Below are 18291 nucleotides of genomic sequence, written 5' to 3'. Positions count from 1 at the left end.
GTTCGCCAGGCACCGGCCCGGAACCGGGCCGGTGCGGCCGGATCAGGGGCCGGCGGTGCCGCACGCGGCGCCCGCTCGGCGCCGCGTGCGCGGGCTGCTCAGTGCGCGAAGCCCCAGTCGAGCATCTTGGTGGCGTCGGCGAAGCGCCCCTTGTCGTCCTTGAGGATCACACCGATCAGGGTGCGGTTGTCCCGCTTGGCGGCGAAGACGAGGCAGTAGCCGTCCTCCGGGCCGCTGCCGGTCTTGACGCCCAGGGCGCCGTCGTAGGTGGTCAGCAGCTCGTTGGTGTTGACCCAGGTGTAGTACCGGGTGTGGCCGTTGGCCGCCGGGGCCTCGGTCTTGAACTGCTTGTTCTTCACGACGTCGGCGAAGACCGGCTGCAGCATCGCGCGCTGGCCGAGCTTGGCCAGGTCGCGGGCGGTGCTGTGGTTGTTGCCGTTCGAGAAGCCGTCGACGCCGTCGAAGTGCGTGGAGGTCATGCCCAGTTGTTGCGCCTCGGCGTTCATCTGGTTCACGAAGTCGGCGATCCGCGCGTCCTCGGTGTCCCCGGAGCCGAAGTTGTCGGCCAGGGCCCGCGCGGCATCCGCGCCGGACGGGATCAGCATGGCGTGCAGCAGTTGCCGGACGGTCAGCGTGTCACCGGTCTGGAGGTCGGCGGTGCTGGCGCCGACCCGCTGGACGTAGTCCCGGTACTCCTGCTTCACCGTGATCTGCCGGTCCAGCCACTCCGGGTGCTTGAGCACCACCACGGCGGTCATGATCTTGGTGGTGCTGGCCATCGGGACGCTCTCGTCCGCCTTGGCCCCGGCCCACAGCTCCCGCTCCTGGCTGCCGTCGCGGGCGTCCAGCAGGAAGGCGTGGTCGGCGTTGATCTGGGGCGCGGCCTGGTCCTTCGGGTCCTGCGCGCCGGCGCCCTGGTCGTTGGCGGCGTGCTGCCCGGACTGGGCCGGCTGGAGCTGCTGCGGAGCGTCCTGGTTCCGGTCGGCCGTCGTGGTGGCCGTGCCGCCCTGCTGACCGTTCTCGTCTGCGGAGTGCGTGGCACCCGGGGTGGCCGCCTGTGCCAGGCCACCGGCGGTGATCGGGAGGGCGGCACCGACGAGTGCGACCATCGCGATCCGGACTCCGGTGCGGTGTATGCGGTTGGGGCGTGCATGGGAACCCATGGGGCGTTCCTCCAGCCGGCGAGGGGTCGCCGGCACGTAGTGGGAATTCAGTTCACAGTGAACCTACTTGGGCGATGACAGTGACTGTCAAGCCAGCTTTGTCATAGTCGGGCAACAGCTCCCACCTGTGTGGACGTGTTGTGCACGTGACTGGTGTTTTCCGTGAGGCACCTCGCAGGCAGCGCCCGGCCGGCTCCCCTGGGTCACGGGAGCGACCAGCCAACCAACCTCTCGACGGGCCGCCGAGCGCGTTGCGCGAACCGGTCGTCGACGCCGTCCGCCGCGTGCGTCACGACCACAACCCGATCCAGGCACCCCCACTCCCCCACCCACTGACACTCAACTAACTAGACCGGTCGTCATAGTTGGGTTAACGTGACGGCCATGGCTCGACGAACTGACAGTCGGCGACGGATCCTTGAGTCCGCCGCCGAGCTCTTCCACACGCAGGGCTACCACGCCACCGGGCTCAACCAGGTCGTCACCGCGAGCGGTGCGCCGAAGGGCTCGCTGTACTTCCACTTCCCCGGCGGCAAGGAGCAACTGGCCGCCGAGGCGCTCCGGATGTCGGGCGGCGACCTGCGCGACGTCCTCAGCCAGGCCGTCGCCGGGGCTCCGGACGCGGCGAGCGCCGTGGGCGCCGTCATGGACCTCCTGATCGGCCTGCTGACCACCTCCGCGTTCCAACGCGGCTGCCCGCTCGCGGCCGTCACGCTGGACGCCGCGGCGGACAGCGAACCGATCCGACTGGCCTGCGCCGAGGGCTACGACTCCTGGCGCACGGTGCTCGCCGACTTCTTCACCGAGCGGGGACTGGCCGCGGACCGGGCGGGCGCCCTGGCGATCGTCGTGCTCGCCTCCATCGAGGGCGGCCTGCTGCTGGCGAAGGCCGGTCACGACACCGCCCCGCTGCGCGCCGTCGCCGACCACCTGCACACCACCATCGAGAGCGAGTTCACCCGATGCGCGTCCACCACCTGAACGCCGGCACCCTCCGTCCCACCGGCGGGCGGCTCGTCGACGGCGAGCCCGGGCTCTTCCGAAGGGCCGAAATGGTCTGCCACTGCCTGTTGTTGGAGACCGCCGCGGGCCTGGTGCTCGTCGAGACCGGGATCGGTGCCCAGGCGACCCGGCGCCCCGAGGAGTGGCTCGGTCGACGGTTCCTGCACCTGACCAACCCGCTCCTCGACGTCGAGGAGCCCGTCGTCCGGCAGCTGTCCCGACTGGGCTTCGACCCGGCCGACGTGCGGCACATCGTCCTCACCCACCTCGACCTCGACCATGCCGGCGGCCTGGTGGACTTCCCCCAGGCAACCGTGCACGTCTACGCCGAGGAGCTGCGCGCGGCCGAACGTCCCCGGTCCCCGCGCGAGCGGAACCGCTACCGGGCGGCCCAGTTCGCCCACCGCCCGACGTGGGCAGAGTACGAGGGACTGGGCGAGCCGTGGTGGGGGTTCGACGCGGTCCGTGAACTCGACGGTCTGCCGCCGGAGATCCTGCTCGTCCCGCTCGCCGGGCACACCCGGGGCCACGCCGGGGTCGCCGTCGACACCGGGGACGGCTGGCTGCTGCACGCCGGCGACGCCTACTTCCACCCCGGCCAGCTCGACCCCGCCCGACCGCACTGCCCGCCCGCCCTGGCGGTGTTCGAGTCGCTGATGCAGACCGAGCGGCGGGCCCGGCTGCACAACCAACGGCGGCTGCGGGAGCTGGCCCGCGACCACGGCGACCGGGTCCGGATCCTCTCGGCCCACAACGCCGCCGAATACCGCCGGCACACCGCCGCGCCGACCGCGGTCACCGCCTGACGCGGCCTTCCCGGCCGTCCGTCGCGGGCGGGGCGAGGAGGCGCCGGAGCCAATGGGTGCGGGCTTCGAGGGCGTGCCGGCTGACGGCCGCGCCGGGTGCGAAGGTGTCGAAGCCGTGGCAGGCGCCGGGCCACACGTGGAGTTCGGCCTGGCCGCCGGCCCGCCAGATCCCGTTGGCGTAGGCGACGCCCTCGTCCCGGAAGGTCTCGGCCGAACCGACCTCCAGGTAGGCCGGGGGCAGCGCGGACAGGTCCGTGGCGCGGGCGGGGGCCGCGTAGGGCGGCACGTCGCCGGTCCCGTGCCGGTCGCCCAACAGTGCCTGCCAGGCGGTGGTGTTGGAGGTGCGGTCCCAGGTGTCGCGGCCGGCCATCTGGTGACTGGAGAAGGTGTCGTTGCGGTCGTCGAGCATCGGCGACAGCAACAGTTGTCCGAGTGCGGTGGGGCCGCCGCGGTCCCGGGCCAGGAGCGCGAGCGCCGCGGCGAGTCCGCCGCCGGCGCTCTTCCCGCCGAGCACGATGCGGTCCGGATCGACGCCCAACTCGGCCGCGTGGGCGGCCGCCCAGACCAGTCCGGCGTACCCGTCCGCCACCGCTCCCGGATACCGCGTGCCCGGCGCCAACCGGTACTCGACGGAGACGACGGCCAGGTCCAGGGGCTGGCCCCAGTCGCGCAACAGTCGGGGAAGCACCGCCCACGCGTTGCCCATGAGCAGGCCGCCGCCGTGCAGGTAGTACAGGAGCGGCAGGGGCCCGGTGCTGCCGGCGGGTCGTGCGCTCACCAGCGTGACGTCCGGCGCGCCCGCGGCTCCCGGTACGCGCAGTTCCGCCACCTCGAAGCGACCGTCGGCCTGGAGGTCCCGGACCGTCGGCCGGGGGCGGGCCGCGGCGTCCCGTGCCTGTCGGGACGCGAGGTTCGCCGGGGTGAACGGCTGCCGCGCCGCGTCGCCCAACGCCGCCAGCGCCACGGCCAGTTCGGGGTCGAGAGGGGGTGCGTCGGCCGGTGTCGCCGGGACCCGGCCGGACTGCGGCGGCGGGCCGCCGGCGGCCGGGCCCGCCACCGCGCCGGTGCCTGGGGGGAACGCTCGCACGAGGTCCATGGGCCGTAGTCAACCACGTGCGCGGTCGGCGGTCGTGGGACGGGGCGACCGTCCCCGGCGGCCTCACCGCAGGAGGGCCGGCTCCCCGAGACGGGCGTAGTAGGCGCCGACGTCGGCGAGGTAGCGCGTGTCGGTGGTCTGGCTGTCCACGGCGAAGCGGGGCGCGGCCTTGACCTCGTCCTTGGTGCGGGTGACCGTGACCGTCTTGGTGGCCGGGTCGATGGCCCGCACGATGCCCGCGGGGATCAGCACGCTCCTGCCGAAGACCCACACCGCGGTGTCGACCACGAGGTGCTGCCGTCCGGGCGCGTCCATCTGGCGTTGCACCTGCCCGAGCTTGCCGTCCGGCGTCTCCACGCCGTACCCCGTCAGCACCGGGAGGTCCTCGTGGGCGAGGTCCGTCGGGTAGGCCCAGATGCTGATGTCGTTCATGGTGGTTGGTTCCTTTCTCACGTGGTTCCGTCAGGCCGGGGCGGGTCCGGGAGGTTGACCGCCGCCGTGGACCCGCCCCGCCTGCTGAGCCCGTACCCGACTGACGGAGCATCACGCCACCGAATGTTCCGGACGGTCCGGCGGGTCGTCGCGGAGCTGCCCGTGGACGGCGCTCACGAGCCGGTCCGGCTGACGGCCCACACCGCGGCCGGTCCGCCGGCGTCCAGGACCCGGCAGCGGGCGGGCCGGGGAGCTGACGCGGCGGCCCGGGGGTCAGCCGAGGAAGAGGGGGAGTTTCCCGGCCGGGCCGCCGGCTGCGGCCAGTTCGGCGCGTTCGGCGTCGGTCGGGGCGCGCCGGCCGGTGCCGACCAGGAGGGCGTCCGCATCGGAGAAGGAGGCCGGGAAGGCCGCCCCGGCGATCCCCTCCAGCAGCTCGCGGGCCCGGGCGAGGCCCTCGGCCGGCGGCGGCGCCGCGGCCGGGAGGTGGGCGATCAGGTCGAGGTGGTGCAGGGTCCATTCCAGGACGTACGTGGTGAGGTAGTCGGCGGCGGTGAACACCTCGTCGCGGGTGCCGACCAGGAGGTCCGGGTCGGCGAGCGCGGCGGCGCGGCCGGCGGCGGAGCCCACGTCGTCGAAGTGGAACTTCAGCAGCCACGGCTCCTCGTAGGCGGCGGCCAGCCGGACCGTCAGCGCGTCGAGCGGGTCGTCGCCGGTCGGCGGCGCGTCGGTGACGTCCCAGTAGGTGAGGGCGGTGCGGGTGGGTGCGGTGTCGGCGGGGGTCGCGAGGGTGATCAGGACGTCCTGGGCGTCGATGATCAGGTGGCACACGAGGTCCCGTACGAGCCAGCCGGTGCAGCCGGAGGGCCGGGCGAAGTCCTCGTCGGGGAGTGCCGCGACCGCTGCGCGCAACGCCGCCCATGAGCGGGAGAAGAGGTCCACGGAGGCAAGCTAGCAACCGGTCGCGCCGCCCTGCGACCGGTTTCCCTCCCCACCGCGCGGCGGGCCCGAGGCCGTCGGACGGCCGGGAGCGCCCGGGCGGCGGGGGCGGGGAGGGGCGTGCCGGTGGGTCAGCGGGCCGCCCGCCGTCTCACAGGGCGCCGCGGCGCCACTCCCGCAGGAGCAGGTATCCGAGGTAGGCGCCGCCCAGGGCCATCGTCCAGATGCCGACGGGGAGTTTGTCGAAGATCGGGGCGTTCTGCGCCGCCAGGTCGGCGAGGACGAGCAGCAGGGCGCCCGACAGTGCGGAGAGGGCCAGGTGCGGGCCGCTGCCGCGGGTCAGTCGCTTGACGATCTGCGGTGCGGTGAGGGCGATGAAGGAGATCGGGCCGGCGGCCGAGACGGCTCCGGCGGACAGCACGATGGTCAGCAGGACGGCGCCGGTGAAGGCGCGTTCCGGTCGGGCGCCGAGCGCGGCCGCCGTGGTCTGTCCCATCTCGCTCAGGCCCAGGGGCCGGGACAGCAATGCGGCGCACGGGGCGCAGACCAGGAGCACCACGCCGATGGTGGCCGCGTCGCCCCAGGACCGAGCGGTCAGGCTGCCGTTGAGGTAGGAGCTGAGCACGGTGGCCTGGTCGCGGGCGATGGCGTAGACGATGTACTGGATGAAGGCCGTCGCCATGGCGGAGACGCCGATGCCGGCGATGACCAGGCGGCTGGGGTTGCGGAAGCCGGTGCCGGTCGACACGTAGACCAGCACCATGGCCGCCACCGCGCCGCCGAGCGCCCCCAGGGCGACCGGTGCGCCCGGGAAGAGGAGGGCGACCAGGGCGGCGCCCGCGCCGGCGCCCGGGCCGAGGCCGATGACGTCCGGGCTGCCCAGCGGATTGCGGGTCACCGACTGGAACAGCGCCCCGGACAGCCCGAAGGCGGCGCCGGCGGCGACCGCCACCGTCAGTCGCGGTCCGCGCAACCGGTCCAGGACGAAGCCGTCCACGCCGACCGCGTGCCCGGTCAGCGCCGCCGGCAGGTCCGGCAGGGCGATGCCCAGGCGGCCCACGGTGAGGGTGGCGGTGCAGGCCACGAGCACCGCCGCGACCAGGGCCGCGCCGATCCAGACCATCCGCACCGGGACCCGCAGGGCGACCGCGGGCCCGGCCTTGAGGAGGATCTTCCGGTTGCCCGGCCGGCGGACCGCCGAGGGGGAAGGGGTGGGGGGAGGGGTCATGAGGTGGCTCGCATCCTGCGAACGGCGATCAGAAGGGCGGGGGCGCCGGCGAAGGCCGTGACGACGCCGACCATCAGCTCCTGCGGGCGGACCACGAGCCGCCCGATGACGTCGGCCGTGAGCAGCAGGGTGGGGCCGAGCAGGGCGCTCAGCACGACCTGTCGCCTGAGGTCGGCGCCGAGCAGGGTGCGGGCCAGGTGCGGGACGGCGAGTCCGACGAAGGCGATCGGCCCGGCTGCCGCGGTGGCGGCGGCGCTCAGCACCGTGGCCGTCAGCAGCGCGATCGCCTTCACCCGTTCCGGGCGGGCGCCGAGGGCCGTCGCGGAATCCTCGCCCAGCGCGACCGCGTTCAGGCTGCGGCCCAGGAGCAGGGCGAGGGCGAATCCGGCGGCGGCCAGCGGCAGTACGGTCCCCACGGCGTTCCAGTCGTGTCCGCCGAGGGCGCCGACGACCCAGTAGCGGTAGCTGTCGAACACCTGCGGGCGGCTGAGGGTGACGGCCTGGATGAAGGCGCTCAGCACGGCGGTGAGGACCGCGCCGCCCAGCACCAGTCGGACCGGACTCAGCCCGCTGCCGAGGGCGCCGATGACGTAGACGAACAGGCCGGCCAGCAGGGCGCCCGGCAGGGCCCACAGCAGGGTCTGGGTCTGTCCGGAGACGCCGGCGAACGCGGTGGCGGCCACCACGCTCGCCGCGGCTCCGGTGTTGACGCCCAACAGGCCGGGTTCGGCGAGCGGGTTGCGGGTCACCGCCTGCATCAGGACGCCCGCCACGGCGAGGCCGAGGCCGACGACGACGCCCAGGGCTGTGCGCGGGTAGCGGCTCTGGACGACGGTGGTGGTGTAGGCGTCGGCGTGGCCGGTGACGGCGGCCCAGACCTGGTCCGGGGCCAGGGTCTTGCTGCCGAACATGATGCTGGCGACGCCGGCGAGGACGAGGGCGGCCAGGGCCAGGAGCAGGACGACGGCGGTGCGCCGGACGGGCCGGCGCACGCGCGTCCGCGGCTCCTCGGTGGCGAGGGTCGTGGTCATGGGTTCCAGACGTCCCGTGGGGTTACTTGCCCGCCTTCTTGACCGCGTCGTCGATCAGCGGCAGGTAGCGCTTGATGCTGTACGGCACGGTGAGCGGGTTGATCATGGAGGAGGCGGTGACGAAGGAGTTGTCCGAACTCGCCACGACGGCGCCCTTCTTGATGGCGGGCATGGCACCGTACAGCGGCTGCTTCTCGATCTCGCTGCGGGTCTTGGCGTCGGAGTAGAAGGTGAAGAGCAGGTCGCTCTTGTTGAGCTTGTCGGCGTTCTCCAGGCCGATCAGCGACGAGTCGGTGCCCTCGGTCTCCTTGAAGGTGTTGACCACCGGGTCGACCTTGAGCCCCAGGGACTTCACCATCTCCACCCGCTGCTCGGTGGGCTTGAACACGCCCAGCGTGCCGGGTCCGGAGGTGTAGACGTAGGAGAACGAGACGTTCTTGTAGTTCGGCCGGGTGGCCGCGGCGTCGGCCAGCTCCTTCTTGATGTCCTTGATGAGCCCGGTGCCCTTCGCCGGCTGGCCGAGGGCCTTGGCGACGATGTTGATCTGCTGGTCCCAGTCGGTGCTCCACGCCTTGTCCGGGTAGGCGACCGTCGGCGCGATGTCCTTGAGGAGGTCGTACTGCTTGGCCGTGATGCCGGACCAGGGCGCCAGGATCAGGTCCGGGGCGAGTTCGGTGATCGCCTCGACGTCGAGCTGGTCACCGCCCTTGAACTGCTTGGGCAGCGGGTTGCCGGCCTTCTTCACCGCGTCCTTGATCCAGGGCAGGTAGCCGGACTTGTCGCTGCCCCAGGGGTACTCCTCCACGCCGACCGGCGTGTGGCCGAGGGCGATGGCCGTCTCGGCCGAGCCCTGACCGAGGGTGACGATCCGCTTGGGCTCCTTGTCGATCTTGGCGGTGCCCAGCGCGCTCTTGATGGACACCGGGAAGGCACCGTGCGAGTCGCCGGAAGCGGCGGCGTCGCTCTTGTCCCCGCCGCCGCAGGCGCTGACGAGCAACAGCAACGAGGCCGCTGCCGAGGCGGCGAAGAGGCGGCGCGGTGTGCGGCGCGTAGCGATGGCCATGCCAAGTCCTTTGCTTCGAGGCAGCACGAAGCGGAGCCCGCGTGCCTGTGGTGACGATCGGTCCGGACGGAGAGAGAAGGAACCCCACCCCCAAGACGGCTTAGGTAAGCCTAACCTCTCATCGGTTCGGCCTCGACCATCGCCCCCTCCCTCTCCCGACCGCCACCGACGAACCGTTCGTCAGTTGCTCGCGCCGGCACACTTCTCGGCCGTCGGGTGCCAAGTGGGGTGGTGCGACCGGCGCGCAGTACCGGGACCAGCGCGAGGCTCGGCAACAGACACCGAACGACCCAGTGGCCGCCGGGCACGCCTCAGCGACGTCGAAGGTCCTGCTGTGGGTGTCCGCCCCGGTGCCGTCACCGCGCGGTGCGCGGCGTCGGGAGCGCCGCGACGGCTCCCCTACCGCCGGGTCAGGAGTCCGCGCGGCCGGCGCCGGGCGGTTCCCGGCGGGCGGCGGCCGCACTGCGACCGCTCTCCAGGTGCTTCGTGACCAGCTCTTCGACCCGCGCGACGTCCCGATCGGCGAGCGCCGCGTAGAGCTCCTCGTGCTCCTCGGCCATGGCCGTCAGGTCGTCGTGCTGCGCCAGGAGCCAGCGCATCCGGCTCCGCAGGGTGCGTTCCAGCTCGTTCAGCAGCTCGTTGTCGGCCAGCGAGATCACCGTCTCGTGGAAGTCGGCCGCCGCGCGCCGGGCCGTCACGGCGTCCCCCCGGCGGGCGGCGGTCAGCTCCGCGTCGAGGTCCGCGCGCAGCCGCGCCAGGCCGGCACGGGTGCGGCGTTGCGCGGCGAGCCGGAAGGCCAGCGCCTCCAGGGCCGACCGCACCTCGTCGAGGTCGGCGAGGTCGGTGGGCGTGAACTCCCGCACCACGGCCCAGGTCCGCGGCCGCGGCGTCACCAGTCCCTCGGTGACCAGCGCCTTCAGGGCGTCCCGGATCGGCAGGCGGCTCACGCCGAGTTCCGCGGCGAGTTCGCGTTCGACGAGCCGGCTGCCCGGTGTGCGGGCACCGTCGATGATCTCGTCGCGCAGCTGTCGGGTGACCCGCTCCGATTCGGGCGCGAACCCTCCAGACCCTGTCATGACCCCATTCTCGCATCGGCCGGTACGGCGTCGGGCACCCCGTCACCGCTCCCGGGACGGCCGCTGCGCGCCGGGGCGCGAGGGCCGTGACCGCGCCGGCGGGCGGGCGAGTGCGGCCGTGACGACGGCCGCTAGCAGGAGGGTCCCCAGGGGGTAGCGGACGGCGACGGTGAAGCCATGCAGCGTGGCCGCCCGCGTGCCGCCGTGGAAGGCCGCGGCCGTGCTCGCGGCGACGGTGTTGAAGACGGCCGATCCGATGGAACCCCCCACCTGTTGGGCCGAGTTGACGACGGCGGAGGCGATCCCGGAGTCCTGTGCGGGCACCCCGGAGGTGGCGGCGTTCATGATGGCCAGGAAGCTGCCGCCCAGGCCGACGGCGAAGGTGGCGAGCGCCGGGAGGACGCGGGTCGCGTACCCGGAGTCCGGCCCCAGGAGGGTGAGCTGGAAGAGTCCGCAGGCGGCGAGGGCGAGCCCCGCCGTCATCATCACGCGCGGCCCGAAGCGGGGCAGCAGCCGGGTGCCGAGCTGGGTGGCGGTCGCCGTCGTCACGACGCTGATCGGCAGGAAGCCGAGGCCGGCGGCGACGGCGGACCAACCCAGCACGGTCTGGAGGTAGTAGGTGAGGAACAGCGAGACCGACAGTTGGGCCATCATCAGCGCACCCCCGGCCAGCAGCGCCGCGACCCGACCGCGGTCGCGGACCAGCCGCGGCGGCAGCAGCGGCACCGCGGCGCGGGTCTGCCGCACCGCGAACGCCGCGAGCAGTGCGGCGCCGCCGAGCAGCGCGCCCAGCACCAGCGGGGCCGTCCAACCGTCCGCCTCGGCCCGGCTGCAGCCGTAGACCAGCACCGTCACCCCGCCGCAGCCCAGGACGGCCCCGCTGACGTCGATGCGGCCGTGGACGCGCGGCGAGCGGTCGCGCGGCATCCACGCCGCGCCGAGCAGCGCCAGGAGCGCGATGGGCACGTTGACCAACAGGCACCAGCGCCAGCCGAACCCCTGGGTGAGCAGCCCGCCCAGGACGACGCCCAGCGACGCCCCGGCACCGCCCAGCGCGCCGAAGACGGCGATCGCCCGGCGGCGCTCCGCGGGGTCGGGGAAGCCGGTGGCGACCAGGGCCAGGGCCGACGCGGCCAACAGCGCGGCGAACGCACCCTGCACGGCGCGCGCGGCGAAGAGTACCTGGGCCGTGGGCGCCACGCCCGCGCCGGCGGAGGCGGCCGCGAAGCCGACCAGTCCGGCGACGAACACCCGGGTGCGGCCGGCGTGATCGGCGATCCGCCCGGCGAGCAGCAGCAGTCCGCCGAAGGCGACGGTGTAGGAGGTCACCACCCACGGGCGGTCACCGTCGGCCATCCGCAGCTCCGTCTGGAGCGACGGCAGCGCCACGCTGACGATGGTGCTGTCCAGCAGGATCATCAACTGCGCCAGCCCGAGCACGCCCAGCGCCCACCACCGTCGTGGATGCGCGGACGGCGGCTGTACGGGGGCGGCGGTCGGTATCGGGTGGGCGTCCATGGCCTTACCTGTTGCGGAGTTGACCGGTCCGGGCACCCGCGGCGGGGCCGGGCCGACGGTGACGGGAGCGGATCACCGCGAGAGCGGCAGGCCGGCGCGCACCACGCGGACCGGCTCGGCGAGCACGGACAGGTCGGCGAGCGGGTCCCCGGAGACCACCAGCACGTCGCCCGCGAAGCCCGGCGCCAGGCGGCCCGCCGTCCGCTCCAGACCGAGCAGCCGGGCCGCCCGGGTGGTCGCCGTGCGGATCGCGTCCAGCGCCGACAGCCCCGCCGCGTGCATCAACTCCACTTCTCGGCCGATGGGTTCGACCGCGCCGCCGGACGAGTCGGTGCCCGCCGCCAGCGGAACGCCGAGTTCGTGCGCGGCCCGCACGGCCTCCTTGAGCACCGGCAGGTACGCCCGGCCGCGCTCGGCGAGCACCGGGTCGGACTCCTCGGCGAGTCCGGCGATGGCGGTCAGGGTCGGGGTGAAGTACGTGCCCCGGCGCCGCATGTCGTGCAGGGTCCGCTCGGCGACGAACACCCCGTGCTCCAGGGACCGGATGCCGGCCCGCACCGCGTCGTCACAACCGCGCTCGCTGTAGCTGTGGCACAGCACCCCCCGGCCGCCGCGCCGGGCCGCCGCCACCACTTCGGAGAGCTGCTCGTACGAGTAGACCTGCGTCAACGGGTCCTGCTCCGGCAGGCCGGCCCGTTCGTTCACCCGGGTCTTGACGACGTCGGCGCCGCGGGCGAGGTTCACCTGGACGACCCGGCGCAGCGCCTCGGCCGAGCGGACGCCCTCCTTCAGGCGGGCGAGCGGGGTGAGGTCCGGGTCGGCGAGCACCGTGTCCCCGAGATCGGGCGTGACGAAGACGCCCGCGGCGCGCAGCCGGGGGGCTCGTTCCGGTGCCTGGCGGGCCAACTCCCGTACCGCGATGTCCTGGTAGAAGTTGGTGGAGCCGCTGCGGGCGCTGGTGGCGCCCTTGCGGACCGCGTCCAGGGCCTCGGTGGCGGTGTTGAGGTGGATGTGCGCGTCGATCAGGCCGGGCAGCACCCACCGGCCGTGGGCGTCGAGGCGGGGGGCGTCGGCCGGCACGTCGGTCCGGGCGCGGGCGCCGGCGACGCGCACCACGCCGTCGCGGATCACGACGACGGCGTCCTCCGTGACCGCGCCGGTCGCCGGGTCCAGCAGGGTGCCGCCCTCGACGACCAGGTCCCCGGTGCGGGGCGCGCCCGGCGCCGGGGTGCCGGTGGCTCCCCGTGCCGGCGCCGCGGCGGCACCCGGAGCCGCCGTCAGTGCGGCGGTTCCGGCCAGGGCGGCGGCCCCGGCGAGGACACCGCGACGCGTGACCCGGCTGGGCGGGGGCGGGACGGACTCGACGCACATGGCGGTCTCCTCAGGGCTCTGCGTTCAACGATCGGCCAATTGGTATACCAAATCGAAGTCGGCCGACAAGGGCTCCGAGTGCTTCCGTCGGGAGGGATGAGCCTGCTTAGGCCGCTCCCACCTCCGCATTTCGGATTTTGGTATCCCAATAGGGAGGTCCGCCCGAGGCGCCCACCCGCGCTCCCCCACACCCGGCACCCGGCAGGGCCGCGCCCGCAGGTGGGAATCAGGCCGGGCGCGGCACGTAGGCCAGGCCGTGGGCGCCGGGCGCGTCGCGCTTGGCGAGGTCCAAGCGCGCCAGCCGCTCCAGCGTCTCCAGGTCGATGACGTCGACCGTGGACGAGACGACGCAGGACACGTAGCCGAGCCGGCCGTCGGGCGACGAGGTGACGGTCAGCGGGCAGAGCCCGACTTCGACCTCGCCCAACGGCTTCCGGGTGTCGGCGCAGAACACCGTCAGGCGCCCCGGCGCCTGCCGGCCGAGCTGCGACCGGGGGTCGGGCGCCATCCGCACTTCACCCACGAGCAGCTTGCCCGTCGAGGTCAGGTGCACCGGCAGGACGACGTCCTCGGTGGGCAGGGTGTCGACGACGGACGCCGTCTCGGCCTCGATGACCCGGATGCCGGTGGCGGGCCGCTCCTCGTCGGCGGTGAAGAAGGAGCCGGCGTAGGGGGAGGCGACGAAGACGTGCGCGCCGTCGGCGGAGACGGCCAGTCCCTCGCTGCCCGGCACCTCGACCTTCGCGGTGCGGACGCCCCGTTCGAGGTCGACGACCGAGACGAACGGCGCCTCCTTGTTGGTGGCGTACCCCGTCCGACCGGCGGGGTCGATGGCAAACCAGTGCGGGCCGGGCGCGTCCGTGTCGATCCGGCCCAGCGGCCGGCGGGTCCCGGTGTCGATGACCACGACGCCGCCGGGCCGGTCCGCGGAGCCCTCCACGCTGACGTAGAGGCGGCCGCGCGCCGGGTCCAACGCCAGTCCGTGCGGGCCGTGTTCCGGCGCGAGGTCGACGATCTCGACGATGCGGCGGGTGTCGGGGTCGATCACGGTCAGCTCGGTGCGGCGGCCGGCGTTCGCGTGGTAGTAGCCCGACTGGTACGTCGTGGTGCACCACAACAGGCGCTGGGTGGGGTCGAAGCACACCTCGTGCGGTTCGGCGGGGACCTCGGTCGTTCCGAGGTGCCGGTCGGAGGCGGCGTCGAAGAACGACACCGTCGGTCCGCTCTGGCTGACCACCGCCAGCACGTCGCCTTCTCGACCGGAACGGGGGGACTGCGGCACGGCGAACTCCTTCAACGAGCGCGGGAAACGAAAGGGGGGGACGACGGTCGAGAGGCGCCTGGAGGGGACCTCCGCGCGTCGTCGTGAACAGTTCCACTCTCCGTCCGCGCCGCTCGCGAGAGCAATGCAAAGATGGGCAGCTAATCTTTGCCAGGGCCGTAAAAATGCAGGTCAGATGGATGATGGAGGAGAGAGCGACGATGGATCTCAATCTGCTGCGGGCCCTGGACGTGCTGCTCCAGGAGAACAGCGTGACCCGCGCCGCGGAACGGCTCGGCACCTCGCCCGCGGCGGCCAGTCGGACCCTGGCCAGGCTGCGCCGCACCGTCGGCGATCCGTTGCTGGTCCGTGCGGGCCAACGGCTGGTCCCGACCCCTCGGGCCCTGGAACTGCGGGAGGAGGTCGGCGCGTTGCTGCGCCGCTGCGACGACGTGCTGCGCCCCGGCGCCGGATTCGATGCCGTGCACCTCCGGCGCAGCTTCACCGTGCAGGCGGCCGACCTGCTGCTGGTGGGACTGGCCGGCACCCTGACCGAACGCATCCACGCGGAGGCGCCGCACGTGGACGTGGTGTTCCTGCCGGAGGCGGTGGAGGGCGGCCCCGCGCTGCGGCAGGGCTGGGTGGACGTCGAACTGGGCGTCCTGGGGCACCTGGACCCGGAGATCCGGACCCGACAGCTCGTTCGGACGACCATGGTCGGCGTCGCGCGCCGCGACCATCCGCTCTTCGACGGCCGGATCGATGCCCGGCGGTTCGCCGCGACCGACCACATCGGCATCTCCCGGCTCGGCAAGCGCCTCGGCCCCATCGACAGTGCACTGGCGGAACTCGGGCTGCGGCGCCGGATCGCGGTCGTCGTCCCCAGTCACACCAGTGCGATGCTGCTCGCCCGGGACACCGACCTCATCGCGCTCTGCCTGGCCGACTGGCTCCCCGAGACGGTCTCCGCACTGGGGCTGCGCACCTTCCCCCTCCCCCTCGACCTGGCGCCCCTCGACCTCGGGATGGCCTGGCACCCGCGCAACGCGACCGACCCGGGACACCGCTGGTTCCGCGACCGCTTGGCGGCCGCGGTCCTGGACCCCTCCGACGCGGCCGGCGACGCCCCACGGGGCAGCACGGCGCCGTAGGCACGGGCGGCGGGCGACACCGCCGCCCGTCGCGTCGGCGTCGCGGTCCGCGTCAGGGACGGTTCCGGCCCGGCTCCAAAGCCCCGTCCCCCGGGGAACGTTGCGCCCTTTTTTCCCCCGCGAGGGCCCGGCCCGCACCCGGGAGTCGGCAGCCGTCCGTCGCGGTGGCTCACGGCGCACCCAGGTACGCGTCGAGCGCCGCCGCGCCCGCCAGCATCGCCAGGCCCCGGGCCGTCAGTCGCTCGCGCCACGCCCGCAGTGCGGCCTGCAACGGCTCCGGGCCGCCGGCCGTCCGGACCTGCTCCAGCACCCGCGCGATCTGCTCCAACCCGTGCCCGCCACGGCGCAGTTGATGGGCCAGCAGCACGTCGCGCACGTCGGCGGGGGCGTAGACGCGGTAGCCGGTGCGGGGGTCGCGCCGGGGCACGACGAGCCCGGCGCGCTCCCACTTGCGCAACGTCGCCGGCCGGATGCCGAGCCGGTCCGCCAGCGGCCCGATGAACGTCGCGCCGGGCTCCGGCTGGTGCGTCGGCGCCAGGTCGTGCAGCGCGTCCGCCACCTCCTCCAGGGTGCGTCGGTCGTCGGCCAGTTGCGCATGGCTCCGGTCGATCAGTCGCAGCGCGTCCTCGACCGCGCCGTCGTTGACGGCCCGCATGATCGTCCCGGCGGTCGCGTGGCCGTGCGCCGGGATCAGTGCCAGGAACGTCCGCAGGGCCGCCGCGTGGCGCGGGGCGTAGCGGCGGTAGCCGCTCGGGGCGCGTTCGGCCGGCGGCAGGATGCCCGCCTCCTCGTAGTTGCGGACCGCCTGGGTGGACAGGCCGTGCTCGCGCGCGAGATCGATGGGACGCAAACGCATTTTGAAGGTTCGTCCTCTGGAAGGCCGAGAGAACCCCCTGTTCAGGGGGTGGTTGACGACTGAAATGCGACCAACTTTACACCGAGGGTTCAACGATACGGTTGAAGGCATGACGGCCACGATCCGGGACGCCGCCCTGCCCTTCACCGGCGGCGCCCTCACCGCGCTCCTGTCCCCCGCCACCCGCCTGCTCGGCCTCGGCGAGCCCACCCACGGCGTCGAAGCCTTCCCCGAACTCCGCAACGAGCTCTTCCGCCACCTCGTCGCACACGAGGGGTACCGCTCGATCGCCGTCGAGAGCGACTGCCTGGCGGCACTGACCGTCGATGCGTACGTCGGCGACGGCACCGGGACCCTCGACGAGGCGTTGGACCGCGGCTTCAGCCACGACTTCGGCGCCCACCCCGCCAACCGCGAGCTGCTGCGCTGGATGCGTGCCTGGAACGCCCGCCGCCCCGCGTCCGAGCGACTCCGCTTCTACGGCTGCGACGGCCCCTTGGAGATCACCGGTGCCGCCAGCCCCCGTGCGGCCCTGACCTCGCTGCACGACTACCTCGCCGCCCACCTCGACCCGGAGTGCGACCGGGCCCGCCTCGACCGACTCCTCGGCCCCGACGAGCGGTGGACCCGCCCGGCCGCCATGATGGACCCGGGCCAGTCCGTCGGCCGTAGCCCCGAGGCAAGTGAACTGCGCCTGGTCGCGGACGACTTGAGTGCGCTGCTGGCCTGGCAGGCCCCGCGCCTGACGGCGGCCACCTCCGCCGACGCCTTCTGGCACGCCGAGCTGCACGCCCGCACCGCCACCGGACTGCTGCGCTACCACGCCGGGATGGCGCACACCGCTCCCACCCGCATCGACACGCTGCTGTCGGTGCGCGACGCGATGATGGCCGACAACCTCGACGCCGTCGTCCGCCGCGAGGCCCGCCGCGGCCCCACCCTCGCCTTCGCCCACAACCGTCATCTGCAACGCGACGAGAGCCGGATGGAGTTCGGCGGCGGGTCGGTGCGGTGGTGGAGCGCGGGGGCCCTCGTCAGCGCCCGCCTCGGCGAGCAGTACGCCTTCGTCGCCAGCACGTTCGGCAGCCGCGGCGCCGACGTCCCGCACCCCGACACCCTGGAAGGAGTCCTGTCGTCGCTCCCCGAGGCGCGCGCCGTCATCGATCCCGGCCGCCTCGCCGCCGGCCTCGACCGGAAGTTGACGCCCCGCGTCCCCGCCGACCACACCTACTTCGCCCTCGATCCGACCACCACCGACCAGACCGAAGCCATCGTGTTCGTCAAGGACGTCTCGGAAGGCGATGCCTGACGCACCGTCTGGAGGGGTGCGCAGCAAGGACGTTGAGATGTGCGGGCCTGAGTGGGCCGCGGGTGGGACGGCGGTCGACTATGGGATGGATCACACGACGGGATGCGGGGACGGACAAGGGAGACGGAGTCGGACAGATAGCCTCGGCGACCTCGACCCCGGGCCGACCGATGCCACACCACCCCGCGCCGTTCGCCGCTTTCGCTCCGCAGTTTCCCAATTCTCCCGCGGAGAAAGGTTGTACGGGCAGAGAGGAAACTCTCCGCTCCAACACAAACGTGATTGACGGGTGAAGGAATCGTGAAAACATCCTGAGAACCGGAGACCGCGGCGCGCCCCGAGGCGCGCCGTCGGGCTACCGGTTCCCGTCTCGATCCCCAACCACGGAGAACTACGTGGCAATACCTTCCGGCCGCACGCGCGGACGCGTCCTGTCCCGTCTCGCCACCGCGGCCCTCGTCGTCGCGCTCGCCGGCTCCGCCGCCGGCGCCTCCTTCGCGGCGGACAACCCCGGCTCGGCCGCCCGGAACGCCCGCAAGGCCGCGCCCCAGTCACCGGCCAAGGCACCGAAGGCGATCGCCGGCGTCGCCGGCTACGACGGCCCCACCGCGGCCAGCCCGATCTTCCCGCTCTTCGGCGTGGAGTCGTCCGGCGCCACCTACGGCTACTACCTCGACGGCGGCGGCGCGTTCATGCCCCGCGAGAAGCTCGACGACTACGGTGCGGTCCGCGCCAACCAGCAGCTGCTCGACAACGACCAGGACGGCTACGCGGACGCCGACTGGCTCTGGACCCCCCAGGGCGAGCTGTACTTCAGCGGCGGTTCCGTCCCCGACGGCGCCCTCATCGGCGGCGGTTGGAACATCTACGACAAGGTGCTCTCGCCCGGCAACCTCGGCGGCGCCAAGGAGTACGACATCCTCGCCCGCGACCGCAACGGCGTGCTCTACCTCTACCTCGGCTACCCCGACGGCAAGGTCACCGCACGCACC

General features: G+C 73.5%; 16 protein-coding genes and 1 pseudogene. 5 read left to right on the top strand and 12 right to left on the bottom strand.

Annotation, left to right across the window (positions count from 1 at the left end; genetic code table 11):
- Positions 1–98: 98 nt before the first annotated feature.
- Complete coding sequence (locus ABD385_RS16205; protein WP_344576199.1) at positions 99–1163, bottom strand: D-alanyl-D-alanine carboxypeptidase family protein; 1065 nt, start codon at positions 1161–1163, stop codon at positions 99–101.
- Positions 1164–1547: 384 nt separating this feature from the next.
- Here ABD385_RS16205 and ABD385_RS16200 point away from each other — a divergent pair, with 384 nt between their 5' ends.
- Positions 1548–2144 carry a TetR/AcrR family transcriptional regulator gene (locus ABD385_RS16200; protein WP_344576197.1) on the top strand — a complete coding sequence of 199 codons (597 nt, stop codon included), beginning with the start codon at positions 1548–1550 and terminating at the stop codon, positions 2142–2144.
- Positions 2126–2971, top strand: a complete 846-nt coding sequence (locus tag ABD385_RS16195; protein WP_344576196.1) for an MBL fold metallo-hydrolase — start codon at positions 2126–2128, stop codon at positions 2969–2971. The genes ABD385_RS16200 and ABD385_RS16195 overlap by 19 nt, the downstream gene beginning before the upstream one ends.
- On the opposite strand, the gene ABD385_RS16190 is transcribed toward ABD385_RS16195, so the two are convergent.
- The 10 genes from ABD385_RS16190 to ABD385_RS16145 form a co-directional block, all read right to left on the bottom strand.
- A complete protein-coding gene (locus tag ABD385_RS16190; protein ID WP_344576194.1) occupies positions 2961–4067 on the bottom strand; it encodes an alpha/beta hydrolase in 1107 nt (368 codons plus the stop codon). The genes ABD385_RS16195 and ABD385_RS16190 overlap by 11 nt on opposite strands.
- A 63-nt stretch (positions 4068–4130) precedes the next feature.
- Positions 4131–4499: a PRC-barrel domain containing protein gene (locus ABD385_RS16185; RefSeq protein ID WP_344576192.1), complete on the bottom strand. Its 369-nt coding sequence runs from the start codon at positions 4497–4499 to the stop codon at positions 4131–4133.
- Between the two features lie 273 nt (positions 4500–4772).
- Positions 4773–5438: a maleylpyruvate isomerase N-terminal domain-containing protein gene (locus ABD385_RS16180; RefSeq protein WP_344576190.1), complete on the bottom strand. Its 666-nt coding sequence runs from the start codon at positions 5436–5438 to the stop codon at positions 4773–4775.
- Between the two features lie 148 nt (positions 5439–5586).
- Positions 5587–6663, bottom strand: a complete 1077-nt coding sequence (locus ABD385_RS16175) for a FecCD family ABC transporter permease (protein ID WP_425585413.1) — start codon at positions 6661–6663, stop codon at positions 5587–5589.
- Positions 6660–7694 carry a FecCD family ABC transporter permease gene (locus tag ABD385_RS16170; protein ID WP_344576188.1) on the bottom strand — a complete coding sequence of 345 codons (1035 nt, stop codon included), beginning with the start codon at positions 7692–7694 and terminating at the stop codon, positions 6660–6662. Before ABD385_RS16170 ends, ABD385_RS16175 begins: the two co-directional genes overlap by 4 nt.
- Before the next feature lie 22 nt (positions 7695–7716).
- Complete coding sequence (locus tag ABD385_RS16165) at positions 7717–8757, bottom strand: iron-siderophore ABC transporter substrate-binding protein (protein WP_344576185.1); 1041 nt, start codon at positions 8755–8757, stop codon at positions 7717–7719.
- Positions 8758–9167: 410 nt separating this feature from the next.
- Positions 9168–9833, bottom strand: a complete 666-nt coding sequence (locus tag ABD385_RS16160; protein WP_344576184.1) for a GntR family transcriptional regulator — start codon at positions 9831–9833, stop codon at positions 9168–9170.
- A 42-nt stretch (positions 9834–9875) separates the two neighbouring features.
- Positions 9876–11351, bottom strand: a complete 1476-nt coding sequence (locus ABD385_RS16155) for an MFS transporter (protein ID WP_344576180.1) — start codon at positions 11349–11351, stop codon at positions 9876–9878.
- Between the two features lie 72 nt (positions 11352–11423).
- Entirely contained in the window at positions 11424–12722 is a 1299-nt protein-coding gene (locus ABD385_RS16150; protein ID WP_344576176.1) for an amidohydrolase family protein, read from the bottom strand.
- Positions 12723–12948: 226 nt separating this feature from the next.
- Positions 12949–14004: a YncE family protein gene (locus ABD385_RS16145; protein ID WP_344576172.1), complete on the bottom strand. Its 1056-nt coding sequence runs from the start codon at positions 14002–14004 to the stop codon at positions 12949–12951.
- A 200-nt stretch (positions 14005–14204) separates the two neighbouring features.
- On the opposite strand from ABD385_RS16145, the gene ABD385_RS16140 reads away from it, so the two are divergent.
- Positions 14205–15134 carry a LysR family transcriptional regulator gene (locus ABD385_RS16140; protein ID WP_344576169.1) on the top strand — a complete coding sequence of 310 codons (930 nt, stop codon included), beginning with the start codon at positions 14205–14207 and terminating at the stop codon, positions 15132–15134.
- Positions 15135–15303: 169 nt separating this feature from the next.
- Here ABD385_RS16140 and ABD385_RS16135 read toward each other — a convergent pair whose 3' ends face one another.
- On the bottom strand, positions 15304–15990 hold the full coding sequence (locus ABD385_RS16135; RefSeq protein ID WP_344576167.1) for a MerR family DNA-binding transcriptional regulator: 687 nt from the start codon (positions 15988–15990) through the stop codon (positions 15304–15306).
- Between the two features lie 109 nt (positions 15991–16099).
- Here ABD385_RS16135 and ABD385_RS16130 point away from each other — a divergent pair, with 109 nt between their 5' ends.
- On the top strand, positions 16100–17299 hold the full coding sequence (locus ABD385_RS16130) for an erythromycin esterase family protein (RefSeq protein ID WP_344576164.1): 1200 nt from the start codon (positions 16100–16102) through the stop codon (positions 17297–17299).
- 395 nt (positions 17300–17694) lie between these two features.
- Positions 17695–18291 (top strand): annotated as a pseudogene (locus ABD385_RS16125) (hypothetical protein); the annotation flags it as partial.

Source organism: Streptomyces lunalinharesii (assembly GCF_039532155.1).
GTDB lineage: Bacteria > Actinomycetota > Actinomycetes > Streptomycetales > Streptomycetaceae > Streptomyces > Streptomyces lunalinharesii.
The sequence above is the reverse complement of the archived record's forward strand: the minus strand, read 5'-3'. Positions and strand labels throughout refer to the sequence as shown.